Here is a 25812-nt window from a genome sequence, read left to right as displayed (position 1 = left end):
GCCCACGGGACGCACCGGATGTGAGAACGTCGCGATGTGAAAGCGATGTTCACGTCCTGTGTCGTGGCGGTGGCGCTGCTGCTCGCCCCCGCGACCGCGCCGGCGCAGGCGCCCGCGCCGACCGGCTGCGCGGCGCTCAGCCCGATCGCGCTGCCGTGCGTCGCGCTGCAGAAGGTCGCCGAGGCGGCCTCCGCCTTCGCGCCCGACCTCGCCGCCTACCGGGCGAGCTGGGAGCACCGCGCGGCCGTGTTCCAGTCGCGCCTGGGCGATCGGCTGCCGCTGCGCGAGGCCACGTTCGTCGGCACGCACAACTCGTTCAACGCGGTCGCGGCGGGCCTCACGCTCAGCCACGCCGACAGCAACCAGCGCATGACGCTCGTGCAGCAGCTCGACGCCGACGTCCGCTCGCTCGAGCTCGACCTGCACCTCGTCGGCGGCCGCGTGCGGGTCTGCCACGGCCGCGGCCGCGACGAGCTGCACCTCGGCTGCACGAGCGAGTCGGGGCTCGCCGAGGTGCTCGCGCCCGTGGCGGCGTGGCTGCGCACCAACCCCGACGAGGTCCTGCTCCTCTACCTGGAGGACCACGTCGAGGACGCGCAGGCCTACGCCGGGGTGGTGCGGACCCTCACCGAGCAGCTGCGGATCCACCGGCCCGACCCGGCCCGCATCTCCGAGAAGGGCTGCGCCACGCTGCCGCTCGACCTGACCCGCCGCGCGATCCGCGCGGGCGGCGCCCAGGTCGTCGTCGTGGGTGACTGCGCCGCCGGCTGGGGCTCGGTGGTCCACGAGTGGCGCAGCGTCCACGTCGAGAGCGGCAGCACCGCCCGCTACCGGCCGTTCCCGGCCTGCGACGCGACCTACCCGCGCGCCGTCTACGGGCAGAAGATCGTCCGCTACTTCGAGGACTCGACGCTCGTGGCGACCGTCGTGGACCCGACCACCCCGAGCGTGGACCCCGACGCCCTGACCCCCGAGAAGGTCCGGGCGATGACCGCGTGCGGCGTGACGCTCCTGGGCCTCGACCAGCTGACGCCGACCGACGGGCGCCTCGCCGCGACGCTCTGGAGCTGGGCGCCCGGCGAGCCCGGTCGACGCGACGGCTGCGCCCGCACCGACGCCGACGGCCGCTGGGTCGCCGCCCCGTGCGCGGAGCGTCGCCGCGCCGCGTGCGCGCGCGACGGACGCTGGACGCTCACGCGCCGCGCGGCCCCCTACGCGCAGGCGGCGGGCGCCTGCCGCGCCTCGGCGCGCCGCGGGACCGCCCGGTTCGCGCTGCCGCTCAGCGCCAACGCGAACGCCGAGCTGCACCGCCGCACCGGCGGGACCCCGGTGTGGATCCGCTACCGCGTCGGACGCTCGGCGCCCGCGGCGCCCTAGGCGGCGCGGCGGCGCTGCGTCACCACGATCAGCACCGTGCCCGCGACGACCCCGACGATCACGAGCAGGATCGCCCCGACGATGATCCGCACGATCCGGTTGCCCAGGCCCTTGCCGATCGCGAGCTCGGCGTCGGTCACCGCCGGATCGGTCGCCCGCGCGGTCAGCGCGTAGCGCCCGTCGCGCGGGATCCGAACGCTCGCCACCGACTGGCCGGTGTGCCCGCTGAGCGCGTAGCTCACCGAGCCCGAGTGGTCCTCGATCTTCAGCGGCCGGCCGCCGACCGGGCGGATCGCGATCCGCAGCGCGGGCACGCGGTCCTGCGCGTCGAACCGCTCGTAGTAGATCGCCTTGCGGCCCGCCGAAAGCTCGACGACGCCGCCGTCACCGACCGGCACGCGCGCGAGGTCGTCGATCGCGTCGCCGAACCGCGCGAACCCCCAGACCGCCCACAGGACCGCGGCGAGGACGCCGAGGCCGATGAGCAGCCCGCCGACCCAGTAGCCGGCCCGGGAGGCGGGACGGGCCGGCGGCGGGGCGCCGAAGGCCCGCGCCGCCTCGTCACTCACCCTGCGCGCGGAGCGGCGTGCGCTCCATCGGCTCCTGGAGGAGCATCTCCTTCGTGAAGATGAGATCGGAGCGGTTGTAGTCGCTCATCTCGTAGTCGTGGCCCATCGTGATCGCGTCGAACGGGCACGCGACCTCGCAGTAGCCGCAGAAGATGCAGCGCGACAGGTTGATCTCGTAGACGGCGGCGTAGCGCTCGCCGGCGGACACGCGGTGCTCCGGCGTGTTCTCCGCCGCGACGACGCGGATGCAGTCCGAGGGGCAGGCGGCCGCGCACAGCGAGCAGCCGACGCACTTCTCCAGGCCCGTGTCCTCGAAGCGGTGAAGCCGGTGCCGGCCGCGGAAGCGCGGGTAGACCGGGACCTTCTCCTCCGGGTAGGAGATCGTGTTGACGCCCTCGACGACGCGCGAGAACGTCGTCTTCAGGCCGCGCAACGTCTCACCGAAGACGCGGTAGGCGCCCCCGGCCCCGCCGGGCTGCGGCCCGCGCTGGACGGCGACCGCGTCGTCGCCCGGGTTCCATTCGATCGGCATGTCAGACCAGCTCCGACTAGTTCGTGGCCACGACGAGGATCGCCGTGACGAGCGTGTTGAGGGTGGCCAGCGGCAGCAGGACCTTCCAGCCGAAGCTCATCAGCTGGTCGTAGCGCAGACGCGGGAGCGTGGCGCGGATCCAGACGAAGAGGAAGACGAAGATCGACATCTTCGCGAGGACCACGAACGGGTCGACCCAGGTGGGCGGGTCGATGCCGAACGGCAGCATCCAGCCGCCGAGGAAGCAGGTCACGGTGATGCCGGAGACCACGAGGATGTTCAGGTACTCGGCGAAGAAGTACGAGGCGAACCCGCCGCCGCCGTACTCCGTGTTGTAGCCGCCGACGAGCTCGGCGTCCGCCTCGACGAGGTCGAACGGCGCGCGGTTCGTCTCCGCGAACGACGCGGTGAGGAAGATCAGGAAGCCCGCGAACTGCGGGATGAAGTACCACATGCCCGCCTGCGCGTTGACGATCTCCGTCAGCGACAGCGTGCCGGCGGTGATGACGACGCCGACGAGCGCGAGGCCCTGCGCCACCTCGTAGGAGATGAGCTGCGCGGCGGCGCGCATCGAGCCGAGGAACGAGTACTTCGAGCCGGACGCCCAGCCGCCGAGCATGATCCCGTAGAAGGCGACCGCGCCGAACGCGAAGAGGTAGAGCGGCCCGATCCCGACGTCGACGCCGTAGAGCCCGACCTGGGTGCCGAAGATGTCGACGGTGTCCCCGAACGGGATGACGCTGAACGCGGCGACCGCGGTCATGATCGAGATGATCGGCGCGATCCGGAACAGCCAGCCGATCGAGGTCTTCGGGCGGAAGGCCTCCTTCGTGGCGAGCTTGATGATGTCCGCCAGCGGCTGCAGCAGGCCGAACGGCCCGACGCGGTTGGGGCCGTAGCGGTGCTGGAAGCGGCCCAGGAGCTTGCGCTCGACCACGAGCACGATGGGGACGATCTGCAGGCCGACCGCGAAGATCACGATCGACTTCAGGATCTGGATCCACCACGGCTCGTAGTAGTCGACGACGGCGAGCATCAGGCCTGGTCCTCCGGGCCTGCGCCCTCGGTCGGGGAGGGCTCGGTGCCCTCCGGGGTCGCGTCCGTCTCGGACGTCTCGTGCGCGTCGGTGGCCTCGGGCGCCTGCTGCACCGGGGCGACCGGATCGGGCTGGGCGGCGTCCGCGGCGGCGACCGCCTCGTCGGCAGGGGCGCCGACGACGGCGAGCTCACGGGCCTCCACGGGGACCAGCGGTCCCTCGAGCAGGTTCGCGGAGCCGTCGGCGATGCCGGTCTGCAGGAAGATGCTGCCCTGCGGCGCGGTCCCGCGCAGGTGCACGGTGGCGGCGACCTGGGCGCGGCCCTCGCCGACGGTGACGCGCTGCCCGTGGCGCAGGCCGAGGTGCTCGGCGTCCGCCGGGGAGATCTCGACCTGCTGCTTGGGCGTCAGGAACTTCAGCGCGGGGCTGACCTCGACCTCGGGGGACGCCCAGATCGAGCGGTACGTGCCGAGGCGCAGGCGCCCGTTGGGGGACGCGAGCGTCGGCAGGTCGCCCGTGGGCGCCGCGAGCTCGGGCGGCTCGGGGAACGCCTGCACGCCCGGGTCGGTCGCGGGCCAGCGCAGGCCGGTGCCGCCGAGGGCGTCGAGGGTGACGCCCGCGTAGAACGGGACCGCCTCGACGAGCTGCGTGGTCGCCATCGCGCCGGTGAGGACGCCGAGGTCGAGCCCGACGCGCCCGGCGAGGTCGTCGAGCACCTGCCAGCCCGGCCGGATCTGGCCCTGGCGGCCGATCGCGGGACGCAGCCGCTGGATGCGACCGTCCGGGTGGGTGACGGTGCCCTCCTTCTCCGCGTAGCTCTCGGCGGGGAAGACGACGTTGGCGTGCTCGGCGATGCCGGCGGTGAGGTACTTGGCGTGCGCGACCACCATCGAGGCCTTCTCGAGCGCCTGGTCCCAGCCGGCGGCGTCGTCGGCGTCGCGCAGCGGGTCGGTGCCGACGAGCAGCACGGCGGTCAGGTCGCCGTCGCGCAGCGCCTGCGCGATCCCGGCGGCGTCGAGCGCGCCGTCGCCCGCGGGCGTGTAGCCCGGGCCACGGCCCGCCAGCGCACCGGCCTCGGCGATGCCGCGGCCGTTGGCGTCCTGCGGCACGGCCAGCAGGCCGGCGCCGTCGCGACCGACGATGTTCAGGCCGCCCGCGATCTTCAGCAGCGCGGGGGCGACCCCGGGACCGGCGGCGAGCAGCCGCTGCCCGTACAGGACCACGACGTCCCCGGCGCTGTTCTCCGCACCACCGGTGCGCAGCAGCTCGGCCAGGGAGCGGACGGCGTCGGCGTCGGCGCCCGCCGCGCGGGCGGGACCGTCGACCTCGCCGCCGAACAGCGCGGCCGAGAGGGCGGTGACGAACGCGGCCTCGCCGCCGGGCGCGTAGCGCACGGACAGCGCGGCGTTGGGGTCCAGCGACGACGGGCGCGGGGTCGCGACCGCGAGCGTGACGCGGTTGCGGCGCACGCCCTTGCGGATGCGCAGGTCCAGCGCGGCCATGTCGTCGACGGGCTCGGTGCCGAGCACGAGGACGGTGTGCGCGAACTCGAGGTCCGGCACGGTGGCCTGCAGGTCGGGGCGGGCGAGCGCGTGCAGCGCGTCGGCGGGCAGGCCCGCGGCGCTGTCGACGGCCTGCGAGCGCAGGCCCTCGCGGACGAGGCGCTGCACGAGGAACGCCTCCTCGTTGGAGCTGTCGCCGCCGACGAGCGCGCCGACCTTGCCGCCCATGCGGCCGAGGGCCTTGGCGGCCTCCTCCAGCGCGCGCTCCCACGGGACCTCGCGCAGGACGCCGCCGTCGCGGACCATCGGCGCGGTGACGCGCTCGTCCGCGTGGATCGCCTGATAGGCGAAGCGGCCCTTGTCGCAGAGCCAGCCGTCGTCGACGCCGTCGTTCTCGCGGCTCAGGGCGCGCAGGACACGCTCGTCGCGGACGGTGAGGTGGACGTTGCACTGCCCGGGGCAGAGGGTGCAGACGGTGCCGCCGCCCTCGATGTCCCACGGGCGGGCACGGAAGCGGTACGGGCGCGACGTGAGCGCGCCGACGGGGCACAGCTCGATGATGTTGCCGCTGAACGGCGCGACGTACGGGTGCGCGTCGAACGTGCCGACGTAGGTCGCGGCGCCGCGCTCGTGGAGGACCAGCTGGTAGTCCTCGGAGATCTCCTGGGAGAACCGCACGCAGCGGTAGCAGAGGATGCAGCGCTCGCGGTCGATCGCGATCAGCGGGGAGAGCGCCAGCGGCTTCTCGAAGTGCCGCTTGGGCTCGACGAAGCGGCTCTTGCCGCCGCCCCAGCCGAAGGAGATGTCCTGCAGCGGGCACTCGCCGCCCTTGTCGCAGACCGGGCAGTCGAGCGGGTGGTTGACGAGCAGGAACTCGACGACCGCCTCCTGGGCGGTCTTCACGCGCTGGGTCTGCGTCTGGACGACCATGCCGTCCTTGACCGGCGTGGAGCACGCGGTCTGGAGCTTCGGGATGCCCTCGATCTCCACGAGGCACATGCGGCAGGCGCCGACGGGCGCGCCGAGCTTCGGCTCGTAGCAGAACACCGGGATCTCGACGTCGCCGAGCTTGGCGGCGTCGACGAGCATCATGTTCTCGTCGGCCTGGACCTCCCGGCCGTCGATCGAGAACGTGATCGTCTTCGGTTCGGGGCGCGGCATCAGGCGGCGGCCGGCTGGGCGGGAGCGGGGAGGCTCGCGAGCAGCGCCCGCTCGGCCTCGTCGCGCTTCATCTCGATGTACTCCTCGAACTCGCCGCGGAACTTCGCGACCATCGAGCCGACCGGCATCGCCATGGCGTCGCCGAGCACGCAGAGGCAGTTGCCCTGGATGCGCTCGCAGACCGAGGCGATGATGTCGAGGTCCATCGGGGTGGCCTCACCCGTCTTGACGCGCTGGAGCATCTTCACGGTCCAGTTGGTGCCCTCGCGGCACGGCGTGCACTTGCCGCACGACTCGTGCTTGTAGAAGGACGCGGTCTTCAGCGCGACGTCGACCACCGAGGTCGTGTCGTCGACGACGATGATCGCGCCCGAGCCGAGCATGGTGCCGGCCTTCGCGAGCGTGTCGAAGTCGTAGGAGAGGTCGAGGTCGTCGCCCGTCAGCACGGGGGAGGACGAGCCACCCGGGAACCACAGCTTCACGCTGCGGCCCTCGCCGGGGCCGCCGGCCAGGCCGTAGATGATGTCTCGCGAGGACATGCCGAGCTCGATCTCGTAGTTCCCGGGCCGCTGCACGTGGCCGGAGACGGAGATGAGCTTCGTGCCGGTGGAGTTGTCCACGCCGATCTTCGCGTACTCGGCGCCGCCCATCTCGACGATGAACGGGGTGGTCGCGAGCGTCTCGACGTTGTTGATCAGCGTCGGGCCCTGGTAGAGGCCCTGGTTCGCCGGGAACGGGGGCTTCAGGCGCGGGTTGCCGCGCTTGCCCTCGAGCGCGTCGAGCAGCGCGGTCTCCTCGCCGCAGATGTAGGCGCCCGCACCGCGGTGCACCCACATGTCGAGGTCGAAGCCGGTGCCGAGGATGTTCTCGCCGACGAGGCCGGCGGCCTTCGCCTCGGCGATCGCGGCCTCGAGGATGTCGGCCTGCTGGGCGTACTCGCCGCGGATGAAGACGAACGAGCGGTTCGCGCCGGCGGCGTACGCGCCGATGATCATGCCCTCGATGAGGAGGTGCGGGATCTTCTGCATGAGCTCGCGGTCCTTGAAGGTCCCGGGCTCGGACTCGTCGGCGTTGCAGACGAGGTACTTGTCCATCGTGCCCTTCGGCATGAAGGACGCCTTCATGCCCATGGAGAAGCCGGCACCGCCGCGGCCGCGCAGGCCGGACGCCTTCAGCTCCTCGACGAGCGCCTCGCGCGGCATCTGCAGTGCGCGCTTGAGCCGGTCGCCGTAGCCGCCGCGCTGCTTGTACACCTCGAGGGTGTGCAGCCCGGGCTGGTCGATGTCCTTGAAGATCAGGTGCTTGCTCACGAGTTCGCTCCCGGGTCCACCGAGCGGCGCTTGACCAGCTGCTTCTCGGGCAGCGGGTCGGCACCGTCACGGATGTGCTGGGCGAGGGTCGGGATCTCGTCGTCGTCGACGGGTCCCACGTAGACGCCGTTGACCGAGGCCATCGGCGCGATGTCACAGGCTCCGAGGCACTCGAAGCCGCGGAGGTTCACGTCCGGGTCGTCACCGAGCTCGCCGCGGAGCGCGTCGAGCAGCTCGTCGCCGCCGCGCAGCGAGCACGAGATGTTCGTGCAGACGTAGACGGTCTTGCGACCGACCGGCTTCGTCTCGAGCATGTCGTAGAAGCCGGCGACCGCGATGAGGTAGCCGGGCGTGAGCTGCATGACGCACGCGACCTGCTCCACCGCGGTGGGGGAGCACCAGCCGTGCAGCCGCTGCGCGGCCGCCAAGGCGGGGATCGACGCGCTGCGCCGGTCCGGGTAGCGGGTCATGTAGTCCTCGATCTCCGCACGGAGATCGGCGGGCACCTCGGTCGTCGCCGGGTCCGGGACGACCGACGGGTCCTTCGTCAGGTCGGCGGCGTCGTCCCAGCCGGGGACGCGCGAGCCCGTCTGCGGGTCGCGGACGGGGGCGGGCTCGAAGGCGGCGACCTTCTGTCCGAGGTCGTTGGGCGCGCTGACGCCGCGCAGCTTCGGGGTCACCGGTCGATGCCTCCCAGGACGGGATCGAGCATGGCGAGCGTCGCGATCAGGTCCGCGATGTACGCGTCCTTGCACATCGGCGCGGTCGCCTGGAGGTTCACGAACGAGGGGTCGCGCATGTGGACGCGCGCGGGCTTGGACGACCCGTCCGAGCGGACGAAGCAGGCGAGCTCGCCGCGGGGCGCCTCGCACGGGTGGTAGACCTCGCCCGGCGGGACGCGGAAACCCTCGGTGACGAGCTTGAAGTGGTGGATCAGCGCCTCCATCGAGGTCGCCAGCTCGTGCCGCGGCGGCAGCGCCACCTTGCGGTTGTCGGTGATGACCGGGCCGTCGGGGAGCTTGTCCAGCGCCTGGTCGATGATCTTCACCGACTCGAGCATCTCCTGGACGCGGACCATGTAGCGGTCGTAGTTGTCGCCCTCGGTCCCGACGGGGATCTGGAAGTCGAAGTCCTCGTAGGACGAGTACGGCATCGCCTTGCGCAGGTCCCACGGGTTGCCGGCGGCGCGCAGCAGCGGGCCGGTGACGCCGAGGCCGAACAGCGTCTCCTCGTCGAGCGGGCAGACGCCCTTGAGGCGCTGCAGGAGGATCTCGTTCTTGTTCAGCAGCGCGCGGTACTGGCGGACGCGCTCGGGCATGTCGGCCGTGAACTTCCGGACGTTCTCGATCCAGCCGTCCGGCACGTCCTCCATGACGCCGCCGACCTGGAAGTAGCGCGTGTGCATGCGCTGCCCGGTCGACTGCTCGAAGAGGTCGAGGATCTTCTCGCGCTCGCGGAAGCAGTACCAGAACATCGACATCGCGCCGAGGTCCAGCGCGGACGTCCCGAGCCACACGAGGTGGCTCATGATCCGGTTCAGCTCCATGTGGATCACCCGGAGGTACTGCGCGCGCTTGGGGACCTCGAGGTCCAGCAGCGTCTCGACCGCGCCGCAGTACGCGTACGCGTTGAAGAAGTAGGAGAGGTAGTCCATCCGCTCGACGACGGGAATGGCCTTCCAGTAGCTCTTGTCCTCGGCGGTCTTCTCGATGCCGGTGTGGACGTAGCCGATGATCGGCTTGATGTCGCGGACGATCTCGCCGTCGAGCTGCACCAGCAGCCGCAGCACGCCGTGCGTGGCGGGGTGGTGCGGCCCCATGTTCAGGGTCAGCAGCTCGCTGTCGAGCTCCCCGACGGGCTGCTTGAGCTCGGCCAGGTCGACCGAGTCCTCCATCTGGCGGTACGCGGACTTGCGCGGCGCCTCGGTGGTCGTCGTGACGTCGGTCATCGCGTCCACCCCGGGTTCGAGGACTCGTTGTGCGTGAAGAGGATCGGCTCGCCGCCGATCGGGAAGTCGCGGCGCTGCGGGTGCCCCTGGTAGTCCTCGGGCATGAGGATGCGGCGCAGGTCCGGGTGGCCGTCGAAGACGACGCCGAACATGTCGTAGACCTCGCGCTCCTGGTGGTCCGCGGTCGGCCAGTCGGGCGTGACGGACTCGACGTGCGGGTGCTCGGAGTGCACGCGGACCTTCAGCGACAGGCGGTCGCGGCGGCGCATGCTCAGCAGCTCGTAGTGGACCCCCAGGCGGGGCTCCTCGGGGTAGTAGTCCACCCCGTGGACGCTCGCGAGGAACGTCCAGCCGTCGTGCTCGCGCAGGTGCGCGAGCGTGGCCCGGACGTGCTTGGGGTCGATCAGCAGCGTGCCCTTGCCGCGGAAGTGCAGCGTGCCGAGGACGGCGTCGGGCAGCGCGTCGCGCAGGCCGCCGGCGACGAGCTCGAGGCCGGTGGCGTCAGGCACGGTCGGCCTCCCCGGGCTCCATGACGGTCAGCTCGTCGGCGCGCTTGAGGAGCTCGTCGCCCTCGTCGGGCAGGACCTCGATCGTGTCGGTGGCGCCGTAGCGGGTACGCCAGCCCTGCGCCGGGTCCAGCTGGATCTGCTGGCGGAGCTTGAGGATGCCGTGCATCAGGGCCTCGGGGCGGGGCGGGCAGCCGGGGACGTGGACGTCGACCGGCATGAACTTGTCGGCCGGCACGACGGCGTAGTTGTTGAACACGCCCATCGAGCTGGAGCACGCACCCATCGCGATGGCCCACTTCGGCTCGAGCATCTGGTCGTAGATACGGCGCACGACCGGCGCCATCTTGATGCTGACGCGCCCGGAGAGGATGAGCAGGTCGGCCTGGCGCGGCGACGCGCGGAACGCCTCGAAGCCGAAGCGGGCGACGTCGACGCGGGCGGCGACGATGCTCATCATCTCGATGGCGCAGCAGGCGAGGCCGAAGGTGGCGGGGAACATCGCGTTCCCGCGCGCCCAGGCGACGGCCTTGTCGAGCGTCGTCGTGATGATGCGCGACTGGACGTACTCCTCGAGCTCCTTGCCCTCGAGGTCGCCGCGGAGCATGTCGCGGGCCTTCAGCTGCTGGGAGCGGAAGTCCGACGGGCTCTGCCCGGGGCCGGTGAGCGGCTGGCGGATGATCTCCATGGTGCGCGTTCCCTCCTTGCCTGCGTCCTCAGCGCCACTCGAGTGCGCCGCGCCGCCACACGTAGATGAAGGCGACGAAGAGCAGGGTGATGAAGACGATGGTCTCGATCAGGGCGAACGTTCCGAACGCCTTCAGCTGTACGGCGACCGGGTACAGGAAGAGCACCTCGATGTCGAACAGGATGAACAGCATGGCGATCAGGTAGAAGCTGATCCCGAACCGGAAGTTCTGCTGCACCTCGGACGGCAGACCGCACTCGTACGGGTCGGTCTTGTTGTTGACCTGCATCTTCCGCTTCGGCCCGAACAGCGTGTTCAGGAAGGCGAAGGCGACGCCCACGATCGTGCCGAGACCGAGGAAGACGAGGGCTGGGGCGTAGGAGCGCAGCACGGACCCGGTTTCTATCACCTTCGCGGGCTCGGCTGTGCTCGCTTGTGCGCCCGTGTCACAAAGTGGCAGAACGCACGTGTCCATGCGGGAAATCCGACCTGCGCGGTGGGTCAAGCGACCGGGCGCGCGGCCCCCGGCGCGCCCGTGCCACCATCCTGCGCGTGGAGACCGTCGTCCAGGCCGCCGCGATCACCGTCGCCGCGATGAACCTCGTGCCGGGCGCGCTCGGCGCCGTGCGCTGGTGGCAGGTCGAGCAGAGCGCGGTGTTCTGGCGGCTCGTGCGCATCGCCCAGGTCGGCTGTGGCGTGCTCGCGCTCGTCGCGGGGGTCGCCGCGGCCTCGGGTGCGCGGCCCGACGACGGGCTGCTGTGGCTCTACCTGCTGCTGCCGGTCGCGGTCAACGTCGTCGCCGAGCAGCTGCGCGCGGTGTCCGCCCAGACCGTCCTGGACGACCGCGAGCTCGAGAGCGCCGACGCCATGCGTGAGCTCGACGAGGCGACCCAGCGGTCGATCGTCGTGCAGATCCTGCGCAAGGAGATGGGCGTGATGACGCTGGCCGCGTTCGTCGTCGCCTTCCTCTGCGTGCGCGCGCTCGGCGTCACCGCCGGGCTCTGACCGGGCGGCGCCGGCCGGGCGCCTAGCCGATCGCGCGGTAGCCGCCGCCGAACCACAGCAGCGGCGCCGCCTGCGGCTCGTGGTGCACCGCGGTGACGCGGCCCAGCCCGATCGTGTGATCGCCGCCGGGCAGCAGGTCGTGCAGCTCGCACGCGAACCAGGCGATCGCGTCGTCGAGCACCGGCAGCCCGTGCTCGACCCGGTGCGTGACCTCGGCGAACTTCTCGTGCTGCTCGCGCTTGGACGCGAACACGGAGGCGAGGTCCGCCTGGTGGGCGGCGAGCACGTTCACCGCGAAGCGCCCGGCGCCGCGGACCGCCTCGAGCGTGCGCGAGGTGTTGTCGAAGCAGACGAGCAGCAGCAGCGGGTCGAGCGACAGCGACGACACCGCGTTCGTGGTCAGGCCGCTCGGGCCCTGCGGCCCGTCGCAGGTGACCACGGCGACCCCGGTCGCGAAGCGGCCGATGGCCTCGCGGTAGCTCGTGGGGTCCGGGGTCACGGCCATGAACGGTAGCCGCCGCGCGGCCCGGGCCGCGCATCGCCCGGCCGTCCCGGCCCGCTGCCCGTTCGGCCATTGCCGAAGCTGGCGCACCGGACTACGGTGCCGCCGCATGGGGACCTCTGTACTCGCGCGCAGCGCGCCGGCCGTCGTCACGCTCGGCCTCAGCCTCGCCCTCGCCTCGCCGGCGTCGGCGATCGTCGGCGGCCGCCAGGCCACGCCGACCGACAACCCGGCCCAGGTGGGCCTCGTCATCCGCGGCCAGTCCGCCCAGGAGGCGCTGTTCTGCGGCGGCACGCTGATCGCCCCGCAGGTCGTCGTGTCGGCGATGCACTGCCTCGGCACCTTCCAGGGAGAGGGCGGTGACCTCGCCCGGCGCATCGACGTCATCGGCGGGGCGATCTCCCGTGTCGATCCCGGCATGCAGCGCGTGCAGGTCGCGTCGATCGTCAAGCACCCGCAGTACGACGACCAGCGCACGCTGCACGACGTCCTCGTGCTGAAGCTCGCGGCGCCGATCAACGCGCCGACCGCCGAGCTCGCCGGCCCCGGGGACGAGGCGCTCGAGGCGCCCGGCACGGTCCTGTCGGCCACCGGCTGGGGCCTCACGGACTACCGCGACGACGACAGCCAGCCCACGGTGCTCAAGCAGGCGGACATCCCGCTGGTGGCCGGCTCGGTCTGCGAGAGCCAGTTCGGCAGCTCGATCTACTTCTCCGAGGTGGAGCTGTGCGGCAGCTCCCCCAACGGCCGGCCGGACACCTGCCAGGGCGACAGCGGCGGCCCGCTCGTCGGGCGCGTCGGCGAGGCGATCCGGCTCGTCGGCATCGTCTCCTACGGTCCCGCGAGCTGCGGCGTGAAGGGCAACGCGGCCGTGTACGCCCGCGTGACCGCGGAGCGCTCGTGGATCCTCGGGGCCGCCGGTATCGCCGACACCGCGCCCGCACCGACGGCCCCGGCCGCGCCGGTCGTCGCCCCGGCGACGGTGCGCAAGACCGTGCGCCTGCGGATCGGCTCGATCAGCTGCGGCGCCACGACGTGCCGCACGACGCTGCGCGCCTCGGGCAGCGGCCGCTCCCAGGTCCGCGAGGTCATCCTGCGCGCGTCGCGTCCGGCCCAGGAGGGCCTGGCGCCCGCGAAGCGCTTCGTCCGCGCCAAGCGCGCCGCGACCGGCGTGTACCGCGCCTCGACGCTGCTGCCGCTCGGCCGCGTGACGCTCAGCGCCGCCGCCTACAACCGCGACGGTGCGCAGATCAGCCCGACCGTGCGGGAGACCGTCGTCGTCGAGTAGCCGACGGTCGCGAGGTCGTCGCCGGGGAGAAGAAGGTGACCCGGCGACGACCAGTGGTTGCCGCCGTACGTGAGCGATCGCGAAGAAGTCTTGGAGCGACCGGTCGCGGGTCGAACGCCGGGTCGCTCCCGGGGTTCGCCGCGGCGGCGCGAACTCCTTCCCGCGCGCGTCAGGAGCCGTCGCCGACGATCAGCGTGCCGGTCTGGCCGAGGTCGTCGTGGTTGCCCAGCGTGCAGACCAGCTCGTACTTGCCGGACTGCAGCACGACGTCGCCCGTCACCAGCCCGCCCGGGAAGGCGGTCGGGGAGAACTGGCCGAACTCCTCGACCTCCTCACCGCGCTCGCGGTCCAGCGACCGCACCCGCAGGTTGTGCGGCAGCCGGCCCTCGTTGCGGGCGACGATGTGGATGCGGCCCGGCCGCACGCGGATCACCTGCGGGTCGATCCGGTACTCGGACAGGGTCAGCCGCAGCGTGCCGTCGCGATCGACGACGGCCGCGGGCTCGCCGCCGCACGCGCCCAAGCCGAGCGCGGCCGTGACGGCGAGTGCGGGCAGCAGGCGCCGCAGCGGTATGGACGTGGCGCCTCGGTCGGCCATTCCTTTCGTATGATGCCGCGGCCATGCGTCATCGCGTCGTCACCGCCTTCGCCCTCCTCGCCATCGCCGGCAGCGTCTCCGCCTGCGGCTCCGAGGGCAACAGCCTCCAGAACGCCGCCGGGAACGAGGGCAAGGGTGCCCGTCTGTTCGTCGAGCGCTGCTCGGGCTGCCACACCCTCGACAAGGTCGGGGCGCAGGGTGGTGCCATCGGCATCAACAACCGCGAGCGCGTCGACGGCCCGAACTTCAACGTCCGCAAGGAGGACGTGGAGACGATCCTGTACGCGATCCGCAACGGCGGCTACTCGGGCGCGATCATGCCCGAGAACCTCGTCGTCGGCGAGGACGCGCAGGCCGTCGCCGAGTTCCTGGCGAAGTGGGCCGGCTACAAGCGCAAGGTCAGCGCCGGCCCGAACTCCTGAGCCGGACCGTCAGCCCTGGTCGCTCGGCGCGAAGCCGAGCGACAGCGAGTTGATGCAGTAGCGCTGCCCGCCACGATCGCGCGGGCCGTCGTCGAACACGTGTCCCAGGTGCGACTCGCACGTGGCGCACAGGACCTCGACGCGCAGCATGCCGTGCGACGTGTCGGGCCGCAGGATCACCGCGGACTCGTCGGCGGGCTCGACGAAGCTCGGCCAGCCGCAGTGCGACTCGTACTTCGCGTCGCTGCCGAACAGCGTCGCGCCGCACGCCCCGCACACGAACGTCCCGTCGTCCTTCACCGTCAGCAGCTCACCGGTGAACGGCGGCTCCGTGCCCGCGCGGCGCAGCACGTGGAAGCGGTCGGGCCCGAGCTGCTCGAGCCACTCCTGGTCGGTCTTTCGCACCTTGGCGTCCATGGAGAAAGCGTACGCCTCCCGCCACGGATACCTTCCGGGTGATGCTCGACCTCAAGCTGCTGCGCACCGAGACCGAGGCCGCACGGGCCGCGCTGGCCCGCCGGGGGGACGCCGACGGGCTCGACGCCGTCCTGTCGCTCGACGAGCGCCGCCGCGCGCTGATCCCGCAGGTCGAGGGCCTGAAGGCGGAGCAGAACGCGGCCGGCCAGGCGATCGCCGCCGCCAAGAAGGCCGGGGAGGACGCCACCGAGGCGCTCCAGGCGATGAACGACGTCAAGGCGCGCGCGAAGGCGCTGCAGGAGGAGCTGACCGAGGTCGAGGCGCAGCTGCAGCCCGCGCTCGCGAAGCTCCCGAACCTCCCGGACCCGACCGCGGCGCCGCAGGACACGGTCCTCCGGGAGGTCGGGGAGCCGCGCAGCCCGGTCGCGGAGCCGCGCGACCACCTCGAGCTGGCCGGCGCCATGATCGACATGGAGGCCGGGGCGCGCCTGTCGGGCAGCCGCTTCGCGTACCTGAAGGGCGACCTCGTGATGCTCGAGATGGCGCTCGTGCGGTGGGCGCTGGAGAAGGTCCGCGGCCACGGCCACGAGCCGGTCATCCCCCCGGTCCTCGTCCGTGAGGAGGCGCTGTTCGGCACCGGCTTCCTGCCGGACACCGAGCAGCAGATCTACCACCTGCCGCAGGACGAGCTGTACCTCGTCGGGACGAGCGAGGTCGCGCTCGCGTCCCTGCACGCGGGGGAGATCCTCGACCAGGCGAGCCTGCCGGTCCGCTACGCGGGCTTCAGCCCGTGCTTCCGCCGCGAGGCGGGCGCCGCCGGTCGCGACACGCGCGGGATCTTCCGCGTGCACCAGTTCGACAAGGTCGAGATGTTCTGCTTCGTCGAGCCGGACGCCTCGCAGGCCGAGCACGAGCGGCTGCTGGCGATCGAGGAGGAGATCCTCACCGATCTCGGGATCCCCTACCGCGTGGTGAACATCGCGGTCGACGACCTCGGGGCGAGCGCCGCGAAGAAGTACGACTGCGAGGCCTGGCTGCCCGCGCAGGGCCAGTACCGGGAGCTGACGTCGTGCTCGAACACGACCGACTACCAGGCGCGGCGCCTGAACATCCGGCTGCGTCCGGAGGGCGGCAAGCCGCAGACCCTCCACACGCTCAACGGGACGGCCGTGGCCGTCGGCCGCACGCTGATCGCGATCCTCGAGAACCACCAGCAGGAGGACGGCACCGTCGCGCTCCCGCAGTGTCTCGTGGACGCGGGCGCGCCGCCCGTGCTGCGGGCGACGACCTAGTCGCGGGTCGCGCGGCGCACGCTCTGCACGCGCAGGTCCTTCGGGGCGCCCGCGGCGCGCAGGCGCTTGGCGCGCCCGGTGCGGTAGGCGTCGGGCTCGAGCTGCTCGACGGCCGGGACGGACAGCAGCAGCTCGCCCCCGCGCGCCTGGTCGGCGACCCGCGCCGCGATGTTCACGTCGACGCCGAGGTAGTCCCCGCCGATCTTCCGGGGCCGCCCGACGTGGACGCCGGCGCGCAGCCGCGGGCGGTGCCCGTCGACCTCGACGTCGCGCAGGCCCGCGTCGGCGTCCAGCGCCGCGCGCGTCGCCGCCTCGACGGTGGGGAACACGGCCATCAGCCCGTCGCCGAGCCGCTTGACGAGCGTCCCGCGATGCTCGGAGACGGCGCCCTCGACGACGATGCCGACCTCGCGCAGGAGCTGCACGGCGGCCTCGTCCCCGGCGCGCAGCGCCCACGAGGAGAAGCCGACGAGGTCGGTGAACAGCATCGCGACCTCGCGGTCGCCGCGGCCGCGGCCCGCCGACTCCGACAGCGCCTGCCAGACCTGCAGGGCGCTCAGCCCGAGCTCGCGCGCGACGCTCGGCCGCTCGGAGGAGAGGACCTGCACCTGCCGGCCGACGACCTCCGCGGGGGAGGTCCCCGCGACCGACAGCGGGTCGCCGAAGCGGTCGTCGCCGGGCAGGCGGCGGCGGAGCTTGTCGGTCAGGCGCAGGAGCAGCGGCTGGGAGTCGATGCGGCGTACGACGGTCAGCACGCGCAGGGGCTCGCCGGGCTCCGGGCGCGGCTGCGGCAGGTTCGGCTCCTCGGGCGCGTCGCGGTCGGCCATCCACCGGGATCGTACGCGCCATCCCGCCCCGTCCGGCCGGACGTGCGCGATCCTTGCCGGGTGCGCCGCTCCCGCTCCCGGCTCCCCGCCCAGGTCGACCTGCGTCGTCCCGACGGCACGATCGTGGTGGCGCGCTGCGCGGTCGCCCAGACCCCGTGGACGCGCCTGCGTGGCCTGCTCGGCCGCGAGCTGGCCGCCGACGCCGGCCTGTGGATCCGGCCCGCGGCCTCGATCCACATGTTCTTCATGGGCTACCCGATCGACGCCGTGTTCCTGGACCGGGACGACCGTGTCGTGCGGATCGTGGCGGACCTCGCCCCGTGGCGCACGGCGTCGTGCCGCGGCGCGCGCACCGTCGTCGAGCTGCCCGCCGGCACCGCCGCCCGGGTCGGCCTGCGCGAGGGCGAGACGCTGCGGCACGAACCCGCGCACTGAGACGGGCGGCGCGGATAGGGTCGGCTCGTGCCCGAGATCAAGGAGCAGGTCTACCGTGACGAGCGGGCCGCGGACGCGCTCGCGCCGTTCCACGCCTGGGCGCGCACGCACGAGCCGGGCTGGACGTACGCGGCCGCGCGGGTGCTGCTGACCCCGGTGGCGCTGCTGCTGTACCGCACGCGGGCGATCGGCCGGCAGAACGTGCCCGCGCACGGCGGGTTCATCCTCGCCCCGAACCACTTCTCCAACATGGACCACTTCTTCTGCGGCGTGTACCTGCGCCGGCAGATCCGCTTCATGGCGAAGTCGCAGTTCTTCGGCGGGCAGCCCGTGCTGTCGTACGTGTTCCGCGTGGCCGGCCACTTCCCCGTCCGGCGTGGCGAGAAGGACGACGAGGCGTTCGTCACCGCCCACTCGATCCTCGACCGCGGCGGCTGCGTCGGCATGTACGCGGAGGGTGGCCGGTCGCGCAGCGGCGGCCTGGGGGAGCCGAAGGCCGGCATCGGCCGGCTGGCGCTCGAGTCCGGCGTGCCGGTCGTGCCGGTCGCGATCCACGGCTCCAAGGACGTGCGCGGCTGGCGTCGCGGCCGCCTGCCGCGCATCACCGTCAGCTACGGCGCGCCGCTGCGCTTCGACCGCGTCGAGGAGCCCACGCGCGACGAGGCGCTCGACGCCGCCCGCGCGATCTTCGCGCAGGTGCGCAAGCAGTACGGGGCGCTCGACGCGGCGCGGTAGAGCGGAGAGGGCGGGATTCGAACCCGCGATCGCCTTGCGACGACTCCGGTTTTCAAGACCGGTGCATTCAACCGCTCTGCCACCTCTCCAGCGGACCACAGGGTAGTCGCGGAACTGCGAAGGTGCGCACCGTGCGCTGCTACGACGGATGCGGGCAGGAGGTCCGGGGGCTCGGGCTGCGGGCCGCCAACCGTCAGGGGGAGCGCGCGACCGTCGTGATGGAGCGCCTGCAGAACGCGCGCGACCGCACGCTCGACGCGAGGCAGGGGGGCGCGCGGACCGGGGCGGCGCTCGAGCGGCTCGCCCACCACGAGGTCCAGCTGCGCCAGGTGCTGACGTCCTGCCACGAGGTCCTGCACGGCGAGCGCTCCTACAAGGAGATCGACTGGAAGCTCGTGCGCACCACGATCACCGAGGCGGACCGGTTCGTGACGCTGCTGCGCCGCCGGCCCTGAGCGGGCTCAGCGCAGCCAGTCGCGCACGAGGCGGTAGACCTGCGGATCGCTCGGCAGGTCGAAGTGCGTCAGCCCGCCGATCGTCGCGCGGTGCTCGTCCTTGATCCCCAGCCCGTGCTTGCGGTGGTCGCCCGACGCGCTGTCGAGCCGCACGAGGATGTCGCCGAACGCGGTGCTGATCGCGTGGCGCGGATCGGTCGCGAGCGTCGCGCTGATCGCGTGCAGCGTCACGTGGTCGGGCAGCGTGATCGCCTCGCGGTAGTCGGCCAGCAGCGCGCCGCCGTCGCGGTCGCGCCAGTGCTCCTCCGCGATGACCCCGAACGCGAGGTCCTTGATCCCGACGGAGCGGGTGTCGAGGACCGAGGCGATCGGCGCGGCCTCCGGGACGCTGCGCAGCGCGTACGAGGCGAGGTTGACGCCCTTCTCCAGCGGCGCCCCGTGGTGGGGGGTGCCGAGGCCGACGATGTGCTCGACGCGCTCGACCCACGGGTGGCCGCCGAGGTCGCCGGCGCGCAGCGCGGCGCGGGCGACGAGCCCGCCCATCGAGTGGCCGACGAGCGCGACCTCGGACACGTCGACCGGCCACGCGTCGGTGAGCGCGTTCAGCAGGGTGGCGAGGCGGGCGCCGTTCTCGCTGATCCGCAGGCCGGTGTTGTAGCGGACGTGCACCGCCGTGAAGCCGAGCTCGCGGTGCAGCCGCTCGCTCATCGGGATCACGGGACCCAGGCCGGCCTTGCGGGCGCGCCACCACCACACGCCCTCGTTCTCGCCGAGCCCGTGGATCAGCACGACGATCCGCGGCGTCGCGCGCGGGTACGCCTCGGCGAGCAGGGTGCGCGTCGGCGGGACGTCGCGGCCCGCGAGGCGCACGGCCATCGGGATCGCCAGCGGGCTCTTCTCCTCCTCGAGGAGGTCGCCGAGCAGGCCGTTGATCGCCGAGCGCGCCACCGAGCCGGCGGGCGTCTCGGTCAGCGGCTCCGCGTCGTCGGGTGTGAAGCGCGCGACGGCCGCGGCGACCCCGCGCGCCGCCGTGCCGGTCGCGAACCGCACGCTGCCGTACACCGCGGCGCTGACCGCGTCGTGCACGGCGCGGATCGGGTCGGAGACCGGGCCGGTCGCGTCGAACGACCGGCGGGAGATTGCGTGGTGGAGCTCCTCGACGCGGTCGGTGACGAGCTCCAGCCCGAACGCCCCGAGGTCGCCGAGCGCGCGCAGCTCCTGCTGGCGGGTGAGGTCCGGCTCGCCGCGCCGGGCGAGCGGGCCGGCCGTGTCGTGCGGGACCGGCAGGTTCGACGGGGACGGCGACGGCATCGCCGCAGGCTACACCGATCGATGACGGATCCGGTGTGCGTCGACGCACATCGGCGGGCGGCCGCTCAGGTGGTCGGCGGGGCGGTGCGCTCGGGCCGGAAGAGGTCGCGCCAGGTCGCGCCGCCGTCGGCGGACTCGAGGATCGCGCCGTCGGAGAGCGCCATCAGCAGCTGCCCGTCACGGTCCTCGATGAGCTTGTACGGCTCGCCCTGCACGCGCCCGATGCGCGTCCACGTGCCGCCCCGGTCGGTCGACCGCTGGATCGTGCCGTCCTTGTCGGCGCGGACGATGCCGCCGCGCTCCGGCCACTCCATCCGGATGCCGGTGCCGCTGAGCAGCGCCCGCCACGTCTGGCCGCCGTCGGTGGAGCGGTAGAGCTGGTCCTCGGTCGAGGCGACGATCGTGTCTGCGTCCTGAGGGTCGACGACGAAGTCGATCACCAGGCCGCGCGGCGTGAAGAACTCCTCGAAGGTCTTGCCCTCGTCGTCGCTGATCAGCATCGCGCCGAGCACCGCGTCGAACGCGTAGAGCTTGTCGTGGCGCAGCACGAGCTTGTGGAGGTCCGCCTCCCCGAGCCGGGCGAGGACCGTCCAGGAGCGGCCGCCGTCGAACGACTCGATGAACCCGAGGAAGTTCGGCAGCGCGGTGGAGTCCGGGTGCCCCGAGCCGATCAGCCGGCGGCCCCCGTCGACCTCCAGGAACGCGAGGAACTCCCCGACCGGCGCGGTGCGCTGCCCGGCCTTCACGGTGCCCGCGATCTTCGTGATCCGCGAGCCGTCGCGGGCGATGCGGAAGAAGCCGCGGTTGGTGGTCAGCAGCAGGTCGTCGGACTTCGGGTCGAAGCCGAGGCTGTTGACGTACGGGGGCTGCTTGCGGAAGTCCACGAGCCGGTCCGAGCGGGTCTTCGCCTCGCGCGGCGCCGCGCCGCCCTTGGAGCCCGCCAGCCGGTCCGAGCCGCAGCCCGCGCCCGTCGCGGCGAGCGTCGCGCCCGCCAGCAGCACGGCGGCCGTGCGCGCGCGCCCGGTCATGCGCCCGCCTGTGCCAGCAGCCACAGCGCGAGGGTCGTGAAGCCCACCATGACCGACAGCATCCAGTACTGGGACCGTGCGGCGCGCCGGGCGTCCCCGTAGAGGACGAGCGCGCGGTCGTGCGCGAGCGCGAGCCCGGCCATGTGCCCGAGCACCACGAACCCGACCTGCAGGTACCAGGCGAGGTTCTGCCCCAGCCAGTAGTCGATCGTGGACGTGGCGGTGCCGAACAGGTCCCAGCCCTGCCCGAGCGGGTCGGACGCCAGGTACACCGTCGCCTGCCCCTGGAAGGCCAGCAGCGTCAGGTAGTGCGCCGCCACGTAGACGACGGCGATCGGGACGAGCGTGTGCACGAACGCGCGCGAGAGGCGGTCCGCGTCGAAGCCCCCGCCGACGCTGCGCATCCCGACGATGCCGAGCCGGTAGAACGCGGCGACGAGCAGCACGCAGACGACGAGCCCGACGGTCGCCGACGCCTTCAGGCCCGTCACGACGCTCAGCCCCAGCGGCTCCCACAGCCCGTCGAGCAGCCTCTGCGCGTCCTTCCACAGGGACCCGCTGGAGAGGCCGTCGTACGTGACCGTCCCGATCATCACGCAGACGACGCCGACGGTTCCGGGCACGACGTCCAGGCGGGTGAGGCCCTCCAGCGGCCGCCGGGTCCCCAGGCGCCCGTCGCGGACCTCCAGCGGCGAGAGCCGGGCGAACAGCCCGAAGTAGACGCTGAACGCCTCCCCGTGCCGGATCCACGGCCGCACCCCGTAGACCGCCATCCCGGCGAACGTGATCGCGCTGTAGACGATCGTCGCCGTCGCGAGCGTGCGCGGGTGCTCGCCGCCGCTCTCGGCGAGCTCCAGCCAGGTGAAGCCCAGCAGCCCGGCCGCGGCCGGCCAGCGCCCGAGCCGCTGCGGGTACGCGCGCGGCGCGCGGAGGCGGCCGCCCCGCGCGCGGGCGAGGAGCCAGCCCGTCGCGCGCCCGATCGCGCGCCACGGGTTGAGCGCGTGGAAGACGTCCCCCAGGAGGACGCTCGCGAACACGAGCCCGACCCAGAAGACCACGAAGATGAACGTGGGGGAGAGGTTGGCCTGCGGCGTGTCGGTGCCCGCGAGCGCCGCCCACAGGACGACCGCGAACAGGAACGTCCCGAGCACCTGGGCGGCGGTGTCGAGCGCGGGGGCGCCGAGCGCGCGACCGACCGGTCCCGGGACAGGCCGCCACGCCGTCGGCGCGTCCGACGCGGCGCCGCGCCGCTCGTAGCGCGGCTGCTGCCAGAGCACGGCGAGCGCCACGAAGGAGACCACGAGGACGACCGCCGCGCCCCATCCGAACAGCCACTCGGGGATCGGCAGGTCGTTGCGCTGCACGAGCCCGTGCGCGTGCGCGGCGGCGGGCGGGCCGAGGATCAGGAGGGCGCCCGCCGCGAGGGCGGCGAGCGTGGTGCGGCGGTGGGGGGTCCGGGTCAACGCTTGATCGCGAAGAAGTTCTCGATGCCGCGGGCGCAGCGGAACTTCAGCTTGGTCTCGGCGCCGTAGCGCTTGCAGGTGCAGCCCTGGGGCTTGCGCTTTGTGCTCGGTCGGCCTTGATGTTGTACCGCTTGCCCTTGACGGTGGGGAAGCCGCAGTCCTGCGGCGTCAGGGCGACCACGGTCCGCGCCGTGACGCGCGGGTCGGCGAGCACCGCGCTCGCCGCCGCGCTCAGCGGCCAGCGGTCCTCCGCACGCACGGCCGGATCGGGCATGGGCGCCACGGTAGCGCCGGCGCGCCGCCACGACGAGGACCACGCGCGCGACGCGGCGCGGATACACTTCCGCGGACACGGAGAGGTGGCCGAGTGGCTGAAGGCGCCCGCCTGCTAAGTGGGTATAGGGGTGATACCTCTATCGAGGGTTCGAATCCCTCCCTCTCCGCTCTTCCGAAAGCCCTGCTGCCCGCGGGGCTTTCCGCGTTCCGGACCGGTGCCGGGCGTGACGGTGCGGTGACGGCGGCCCGCTACCGTCTCCCGGAGTGATCGGACCCCGCGCGCGCCTCGCGATCCTCGTCGTCGCGCTCCTCGCCGGCTTCGCGGCGTTCTGGGGCTTCGACGTCGTGACGAAGGAGGACGTGCGCGGCTGGGTCGACGCGTTCGGCCCGTTCGCCCCGGTCGCCTACGTGCCGATCTCGGCGCTGCTCGGCCTGCTGCTCGTGCCCGGACCGGTGCTCGCCGGGGTGTCGGGCCTGCTGTTCGGCACCGCGGTCGGCACGATCGTCACGCTCAGCGCCTCCGTCCTCAGCGCGGTCTGCGCGCTGCTCGTCGCCCGGCACGTCGGCCGCGAGGGCGCGGTCGACCTCGGCGGCGAGCGACTCGCGCGCGCCGAACGGCTGCTCGAACGGCACGGCTTCGGCGCCGTCGTGCTCCAGCGGCTGCTGCCCGCCGTGCCCGACGCCCCGATGAACTACGCGTTCGGGGTCCTCGGCGTCGCGGTCTGGCAGATCGCGCTCGGGACCGCGATCGGCGCCGCGCCCCGCGCGTTCTCCTACACGGCGATCGGCGCGTCGCTGGACGATCCGTCCTCCCCGGCCGCGATCGCCGGCGTCGTCGTGCTCGTGCTCGTCTCGTTCGTCGGCGCGGAGATCGCGCGACGGATCTACGTCGCGCGGTGAAGATCGCCCGCCGCCGCGTGCGGCCGCGTAGGGTTCGACACCATGTCGAGTCAGATCCCCGTTCCTGTCGCCAAGACCGTCGACGACGTCACCTCCGACTGGCTCAGCGCCGTGCTGCAGCGGGAGGTCGAGATCGCCTCGATCGTCCCGATCGGCACCGGGCAGATGAGCGGCAGCTTCCGCGTCACGTTCGGGGAGGGGGAGACCGTCGTGGTGAAGCTCGCCGCCACCGACGCGAACAGTCGCGCCACCGGCGTCGGGCTCGGCGCGTACCGGCGGGAGATCTCCTTCTACGCGCACCTCGCCGACCGTGCGACCGGGGCCGTGCCCGGCTGCCACCTCGCGGTCTACGACGAGGACGAGGGCTGGTTCACGCTCGTGCTGGAGGACATCGTCGGCGCCGAGCAGGGCGACCAGATCCGCGGCTGCAGCGTCGAGGAGGCGCGGCTCGCGCTGCGCACCCTCGCCCGCGTGCACGCCCCCGTCATGGGCGACCTGCACGTCGGCACGCTCGACTTCCTCAACGTCCCCAACCCGCTCACCCAGCAGCTCGCCGGGGCGCTGCTCCCCGGATTCCTCGAGCGCTACGGCGACCGCGTCGCGCCCGAGCACGCCGAGGTGCTCGAGCGCTTCGTGCCCGTGATCGACGCGTGGTTCGCCGACCGTCGCCCGCCGCTCGGGCTCGTGCACGGCGACTACCGGCTCGACAACCTCCTCTTCTCCGCCGACCGCTGCACCGTCGTGGACTGGCAGACGCTGCAGTGGGGGCCCGCGCTCTACGACGTCTCCTACTTCCTCGCCGGCGCGTTCGACGCCGACGTCCGGCGCGCGCACGAGGAGGAGCTCGTGCGGCTCTACCACGACGAGCTGCTCGCCCACGGCGTCCGCGCCCTGTCGTGGGAGCTGTGCTGGGAGGAGTACCGCCGCCAGGCGTTCGGCGGACTGCTGATGACCGTCGTCGCCGCGATGGTCGTCGAGCAGACCGAGCGCGGGGACGAGATGTTCATGACCTGGCTGCGACGCAACGCCCAGCAGGTCCTCGACCTCGGCTCCCTCGACCTGCTGCCCGAGCCGGGAGCGCTCACCGCGCTCGTGCCCGACGCCGCCGACGAGGGCTGCCACGAGCCCGGACCAGAGGCCACCTGGAGCGAGTCCTGGTACTTCGACGCCGCCAGCGCCGACGGGACCGTCGGCGTCTACGCGCGGATCGGCCGGGTCGTCAACGGCGGCCACACGCACGTCATCGCGAGCATCGTCCGCGAGGGCCGGCCCGCCATCATGGTGGCCCTGCCCACCGGGCCGCTCCCGCCCGCCGACGACCGTGAGCAGTCCGTGAGCGCCGACGGCGTGACGCTCACCCAGGTCTGCGAGGAGCCGCTGAAGCGGTTCCGTGTGACCCTCGACGGCCGAGCCGCCGCCTTCGCCGACCACAGCGGCCCGCTGCGCGGCGAGACCGGCGAGCCGGTCGACGTCGCGTTCGACCTCGTCTGGGAGACCGACGCCGTCCCCTACCAGTGGCGCGGCGCCACCCGCTACGAGATCCCCTGCCGCGTCACCGGCACCATCCGCGTCGACGACACCGAGATCGCGTTCGACGGCCCCGGGCAGCGCGACCACTCGTGGGGCTCCCGCGACTGGTTCGCCAGCGACTGGATGTGGAGCGGCTTCCACCTCGACGACGGCACGCGCACCCACGCCGTCGGCGTCCCCACGATCCCCGGCATGGGGATCGGCTACGTCCAGCGCGACGGCGACGTCCACGAGCTCACCGGCCTGCAGATGTCCGCCACGTTCGCCGACGACGGCCTCGCCACCGGCGCCCGCCTGGAGCACCAGGCCGACGGGCCCGTCGTGGACGTCGAGCCCGTCGGCTTCGGCGCCGTGCTCTTCACCGCCGACGACGGACGTCGCGCCGAGTTCCCTCGCGCGCTCGCCCGCCTGCGCACGGAGGACGGACGCCAGGGCGTCGGCTGGATCGAGTGGAACCGCAACATGCCCGCGTGACCCACCCGCCCGCCCGGGTCGGCCGACAACGCACGCCCGCGTGTCGTACCATGGTCGACCCGGACGCCAAGCGTCCGATCTGCGCCCGTAGCTCAGCTGGATAGAGCGTCGGTCTACGGAACCGAAGGTCAGAGGTTCGAATCCTCTCGGGCGCGCTAGAAACCCCCCGCAAATCGGGGGGTTTTGAGTTTCGCGGATGAAGGGGTCGGTCGACTTCTCCCCGAA

General features: G+C 72.8%; 28 protein-coding genes and 3 tRNA genes. 12 read left to right on the top strand and 19 right to left on the bottom strand.

What is annotated here, in order from left to right:
* The first annotated feature begins 45 nt into the window (after positions 1 to 45).
* Complete coding sequence (locus C7Y72_RS02645; protein WP_199223836.1) at positions 46 to 1377, top strand: phosphoinositide-specific phospholipase C-related protein; 1332 nt, start codon at positions 46 to 48, stop codon at positions 1375 to 1377.
* Here the strand turns inward: C7Y72_RS02645 and C7Y72_RS02640 are convergent.
* Genes C7Y72_RS02640 through C7Y72_RS02595 form a run of 10 tightly spaced genes read right to left on the bottom strand, consistent with a single transcriptional unit; the run spans position 1374 to position 11020 of the window.
* On the bottom strand, positions 1374 to 1946 hold the full coding sequence (locus C7Y72_RS02640; protein WP_107567064.1) for a hypothetical protein: 573 nt from the start codon (positions 1944 to 1946) through the stop codon (positions 1374 to 1376). The genes C7Y72_RS02645 and C7Y72_RS02640 overlap by 4 nt on opposite strands.
* Positions 1939 to 2478 (bottom strand): NADH-quinone oxidoreductase subunit NuoI, encoded by a 540-nt coding sequence (nuoI, locus tag C7Y72_RS02635; RefSeq protein ID WP_107567063.1) that lies wholly within the window; start codon positions 2476 to 2478, stop codon positions 1939 to 1941. Before nuoI ends, C7Y72_RS02640 begins: the two co-directional genes overlap by 8 nt.
* Positions 2479 to 2494: 16 nt before the next feature.
* Positions 2495 to 3514, bottom strand: coding sequence for an NADH-quinone oxidoreductase subunit NuoH (gene nuoH / locus C7Y72_RS02630; protein ID WP_107567062.1), 1020 nt, complete (start codon positions 3512 to 3514; stop codon positions 2495 to 2497).
* Positions 3514 to 6177, bottom strand: coding sequence for an NADH-quinone oxidoreductase subunit NuoG (nuoG, locus tag C7Y72_RS02625; protein WP_199223835.1), 2664 nt, complete (start codon positions 6175 to 6177; stop codon positions 3514 to 3516). The genes nuoH and nuoG overlap by 1 nt, the downstream gene beginning before the upstream one ends.
* Positions 6177 to 7487, bottom strand: a complete 1311-nt coding sequence (nuoF, locus tag C7Y72_RS02620; protein ID WP_107567061.1) for an NADH-quinone oxidoreductase subunit NuoF — start codon at positions 7485 to 7487, stop codon at positions 6177 to 6179. Before nuoF ends, nuoG begins: the two co-directional genes overlap by 1 nt.
* Complete coding sequence (locus tag C7Y72_RS02615; protein ID WP_107567060.1) at positions 7484 to 8167, bottom strand: NADH-quinone oxidoreductase subunit NuoE family protein; 684 nt, start codon at positions 8165 to 8167, stop codon at positions 7484 to 7486. Before C7Y72_RS02615 ends, nuoF begins: the two co-directional genes overlap by 4 nt.
* Positions 8164 to 9381 carry an NADH dehydrogenase (quinone) subunit D gene (gene nuoD / locus C7Y72_RS02610; protein ID WP_107569546.1) on the bottom strand — a complete coding sequence of 406 codons (1218 nt, stop codon included), beginning with the start codon at positions 9379 to 9381 and terminating at the stop codon, positions 8164 to 8166. The genes C7Y72_RS02615 and nuoD overlap by 4 nt, the downstream gene beginning before the upstream one ends.
* Before the next feature lie 50 nt (positions 9382 to 9431).
* Positions 9432 to 9944, bottom strand: coding sequence for an NADH-quinone oxidoreductase subunit C (locus tag C7Y72_RS02605; RefSeq protein WP_107567059.1), 513 nt, complete (start codon positions 9942 to 9944; stop codon positions 9432 to 9434).
* Positions 9937 to 10629, bottom strand: a complete 693-nt coding sequence (locus C7Y72_RS02600) for an NADH-quinone oxidoreductase subunit B (RefSeq protein ID WP_375336994.1) — start codon at positions 10627 to 10629, stop codon at positions 9937 to 9939. Before C7Y72_RS02600 ends, C7Y72_RS02605 begins: the two co-directional genes overlap by 8 nt.
* Before the next feature lie 28 nt (positions 10630 to 10657).
* Entirely contained in the window at positions 10658 to 11020 is a 363-nt protein-coding gene (locus C7Y72_RS02595; protein ID WP_107567058.1) for an NADH-quinone oxidoreductase subunit A, read from the bottom strand.
* A gap of 161 nt (positions 11021 to 11181) precedes the next feature.
* On the opposite strand from C7Y72_RS02595, the gene C7Y72_RS02590 reads away from it, so the two are divergent.
* A complete protein-coding gene (locus C7Y72_RS02590) occupies positions 11182 to 11634 on the top strand; it encodes a hypothetical protein (protein ID WP_107567057.1) in 453 nt (150 codons plus the stop codon).
* 22 nt (positions 11635 to 11656) lie between these two features.
* On the opposite strand, the gene C7Y72_RS02585 is transcribed toward C7Y72_RS02590, so the two are convergent.
* A complete protein-coding gene (locus C7Y72_RS02585) occupies positions 11657 to 12133 on the bottom strand; it encodes a flavin reductase family protein (RefSeq protein WP_158276591.1) in 477 nt (158 codons plus the stop codon).
* A 112-nt stretch (positions 12134 to 12245) separates the two neighbouring features.
* Between C7Y72_RS02585 and C7Y72_RS02580 the strand changes: the two genes are divergently transcribed.
* Complete coding sequence (locus tag C7Y72_RS02580) at positions 12246 to 13424, top strand: S1 family peptidase (protein WP_158276590.1); 1179 nt, start codon at positions 12246 to 12248, stop codon at positions 13422 to 13424.
* Positions 13425 to 13593: 169 nt separating this feature from the next.
* On the opposite strand, the gene C7Y72_RS02575 is transcribed toward C7Y72_RS02580, so the two are convergent.
* Positions 13594 to 14022, bottom strand: coding sequence for a cupredoxin domain-containing protein (locus C7Y72_RS02575; RefSeq protein WP_107567055.1), 429 nt, complete (start codon positions 14020 to 14022; stop codon positions 13594 to 13596).
* Between the two features lie 23 nt (positions 14023 to 14045).
* Between C7Y72_RS02575 and C7Y72_RS02570 the strand changes: the two genes are divergently transcribed.
* Entirely contained in the window at positions 14046 to 14444 is a 399-nt protein-coding gene (locus tag C7Y72_RS02570; protein WP_107567054.1) for a c-type cytochrome, read from the top strand.
* A 9-nt stretch (positions 14445 to 14453) separates the two neighbouring features.
* On the opposite strand, the gene msrB is transcribed toward C7Y72_RS02570, so the two are convergent.
* On the bottom strand, positions 14454 to 14861 hold the full coding sequence (gene msrB, locus C7Y72_RS02565) for a peptide-methionine (R)-S-oxide reductase MsrB (protein ID WP_107567053.1): 408 nt from the start codon (positions 14859 to 14861) through the stop codon (positions 14454 to 14456).
* Between the two features lie 41 nt (positions 14862 to 14902).
* On the opposite strand from msrB, the gene serS reads away from it, so the two are divergent.
* Entirely contained in the window at positions 14903 to 16153 is a 1251-nt protein-coding gene (serS, locus tag C7Y72_RS02560) for a serine--tRNA ligase (protein ID WP_107567052.1), read from the top strand.
* On the opposite strand, the gene C7Y72_RS02555 is transcribed toward serS, so the two are convergent.
* Positions 16150 to 16980, bottom strand: a complete 831-nt coding sequence (locus C7Y72_RS02555; RefSeq protein WP_107567051.1) for an adenylate/guanylate cyclase domain-containing protein — start codon at positions 16978 to 16980, stop codon at positions 16150 to 16152. The two genes, serS and C7Y72_RS02555, sit on opposite strands and share 4 nt — an antisense overlap.
* Before the next feature lie 60 nt (positions 16981 to 17040).
* Between C7Y72_RS02555 and C7Y72_RS02550 the strand changes: the two genes are divergently transcribed.
* Together C7Y72_RS02550 and C7Y72_RS02545 are read left to right on the top strand one after the other, a co-directional pair.
* Positions 17041 to 17415, top strand: coding sequence for a DUF192 domain-containing protein (locus tag C7Y72_RS02550; protein ID WP_199223833.1), 375 nt, complete (start codon positions 17041 to 17043; stop codon positions 17413 to 17415).
* 27 nt (positions 17416 to 17442) lie between these two features.
* Positions 17443 to 18150: a lysophospholipid acyltransferase family protein gene (locus tag C7Y72_RS02545; protein ID WP_107567050.1), complete on the top strand. Its 708-nt coding sequence runs from the start codon at positions 17443 to 17445 to the stop codon at positions 18148 to 18150.
* Positions 18151 to 18152: 2 nt separating this feature from the next.
* Here the strand turns inward: C7Y72_RS02545 and C7Y72_RS02540 are convergent.
* Positions 18153 to 18239: transfer RNA gene (locus tag C7Y72_RS02540), tRNA-Ser, on the bottom strand.
* Between the two features lie 42 nt (positions 18240 to 18281).
* Here C7Y72_RS02540 and C7Y72_RS02535 point away from each other — a divergent pair.
* Positions 18282 to 18605 carry a hypothetical protein gene (locus C7Y72_RS02535; RefSeq protein ID WP_146175221.1) on the top strand — a complete coding sequence of 108 codons (324 nt, stop codon included), beginning with the start codon at positions 18282 to 18284 and terminating at the stop codon, positions 18603 to 18605.
* Between the two features lie 6 nt (positions 18606 to 18611).
* Here the strand turns inward: C7Y72_RS02535 and C7Y72_RS02530 are convergent, their stop codons facing one another.
* The 4 genes from C7Y72_RS02530 to C7Y72_RS22650 form a co-directional block, all read right to left on the bottom strand.
* The gene (locus tag C7Y72_RS02530) at positions 18612 to 19916 is read right to left on the bottom strand and encodes an esterase/lipase family protein (protein WP_107567048.1); all 1305 of its coding nucleotides are present in this window, start codon (positions 19914 to 19916) and stop codon (positions 18612 to 18614) included.
* Between the two features lie 65 nt (positions 19917 to 19981).
* A complete protein-coding gene (locus tag C7Y72_RS02525; RefSeq protein ID WP_146175220.1) occupies positions 19982 to 20968 on the bottom strand; it encodes a WD40/YVTN/BNR-like repeat-containing protein in 987 nt (328 codons plus the stop codon).
* Positions 20941 to 22407, bottom strand: a complete 1467-nt coding sequence (locus C7Y72_RS02520) for a fenitrothion hydrolase (RefSeq protein WP_107567046.1) — start codon at positions 22405 to 22407, stop codon at positions 20941 to 20943. The genes C7Y72_RS02525 and C7Y72_RS02520 overlap by 28 nt, the downstream gene beginning before the upstream one ends.
* Positions 22408 to 22453: 46 nt before the next feature.
* A complete protein-coding gene (locus C7Y72_RS22650) occupies positions 22454 to 22681 on the bottom strand; it encodes a hypothetical protein (protein WP_146175219.1) in 228 nt (75 codons plus the stop codon).
* A gap of 79 nt (positions 22682 to 22760) precedes the next feature.
* On the opposite strand from C7Y72_RS22650, the gene C7Y72_RS02510 reads away from it, so the two are divergent.
* The 4 genes from C7Y72_RS02510 (at position 22761) to C7Y72_RS02495 (ending at position 25742) form a co-directional block, all read left to right on the top strand.
* Positions 22761 to 22850, top strand: a tRNA-Ser gene (locus tag C7Y72_RS02510).
* Positions 22851 to 22947: 97 nt separating this feature from the next.
* The gene (locus C7Y72_RS02505) at positions 22948 to 23583 is read left to right on the top strand and encodes a TVP38/TMEM64 family protein (RefSeq protein ID WP_107567044.1); all 636 of its coding nucleotides are present in this window, start codon (positions 22948 to 22950) and stop codon (positions 23581 to 23583) included.
* A gap of 42 nt (positions 23584 to 23625) precedes the next feature.
* Entirely contained in the window at positions 23626 to 25587 is a 1962-nt protein-coding gene (locus tag C7Y72_RS02500; protein WP_107567043.1) for a DUF7064 domain-containing protein, read from the top strand.
* Between the two features lie 81 nt (positions 25588 to 25668).
* A tRNA-Arg gene (locus C7Y72_RS02495) sits at positions 25669 to 25742 on the top strand.
* The last annotated feature ends 70 nt before the right edge of the window (positions 25743 to 25812 follow it).

Origin of the sequence: Paraconexibacter algicola, assembly GCF_003044185.1 — a bacterium.
Classification (GTDB): Bacteria; Actinomycetota; Thermoleophilia; order Solirubrobacterales; family Solirubrobacteraceae; genus Paraconexibacter; species Paraconexibacter algicola.
This window is presented reverse-complemented; position numbering and strand designations above follow the sequence as displayed.

Bases quoted from the DNA above. Each gene is read 5' to 3' on its own strand.
- C7Y72_RS02645 (WP_199223836.1), top strand. From the start codon at position 46: ATGTTCACGTCCTGTGTCGTGGCGGTGGCGCTGCTGCTCGCCCCCGCG.
- nuoI (WP_107567063.1), bottom strand. From the start codon at position 2,478: ATGCCGATCGAATGGAACCCGGGCGACGACGCGGTCGCCGTCCAGCGC.
- nuoH (WP_107567062.1), bottom strand. From the start codon at position 3,514: ATGCTCGCCGTCGTCGACTACTACGAGCCGTGGTGGATCCAGATCCTG.
- nuoG (WP_199223835.1), bottom strand. From the start codon at position 6,177: ATGCCGCGCCCCGAACCGAAGACGATCACGTTCTCGATCGACGGCCGG.
- nuoD (WP_107569546.1), bottom strand. From the start codon at position 9,381: ATGGAGGACTCGGTCGACCTGGCCGAGCTCAAGCAGCCCGTCGGGGAG.
- C7Y72_RS02600 (WP_375336994.1), bottom strand. From the start codon at position 10,629: ATGGAGATCATCCGCCAGCCGCTCACCGGCCCCGGGCAGAGCCCGTCG.
- C7Y72_RS02580 (WP_158276590.1), top strand. From the start codon at position 12,246: ATGGGGACCTCTGTACTCGCGCGCAGCGCGCCGGCCGTCGTCACGCTC.
- C7Y72_RS02575 (WP_107567055.1), bottom strand. From the start codon at position 14,022: ATGGCCGACCGAGGCGCCACGTCCATACCGCTGCGGCGCCTGCTGCCC.
- C7Y72_RS02570 (WP_107567054.1), top strand. From the start codon at position 14,046: ATGCGTCATCGCGTCGTCACCGCCTTCGCCCTCCTCGCCATCGCCGGC.
- msrB (WP_107567053.1), bottom strand. From the start codon at position 14,861: ATGGACGCCAAGGTGCGAAAGACCGACCAGGAGTGGCTCGAGCAGCTC.
- serS (WP_107567052.1), top strand. From the start codon at position 14,903: ATGCTCGACCTCAAGCTGCTGCGCACCGAGACCGAGGCCGCACGGGCC.
- C7Y72_RS02555 (WP_107567051.1), bottom strand. From the start codon at position 16,980: ATGGCCGACCGCGACGCGCCCGAGGAGCCGAACCTGCCGCAGCCGCGC.
- C7Y72_RS02530 (WP_107567048.1), bottom strand. From the start codon at position 19,916: ATGCCGTCGCCGTCCCCGTCGAACCTGCCGGTCCCGCACGACACGGCC.
- C7Y72_RS22650 (WP_146175219.1), bottom strand. From the start codon at position 22,681: ATGCCCGATCCGGCCGTGCGTGCGGAGGACCGCTGGCCGCTGAGCGCG.
- C7Y72_RS02500 (WP_107567043.1), top strand. From the start codon at position 23,626: ATGTCGAGTCAGATCCCCGTTCCTGTCGCCAAGACCGTCGACGACGTC.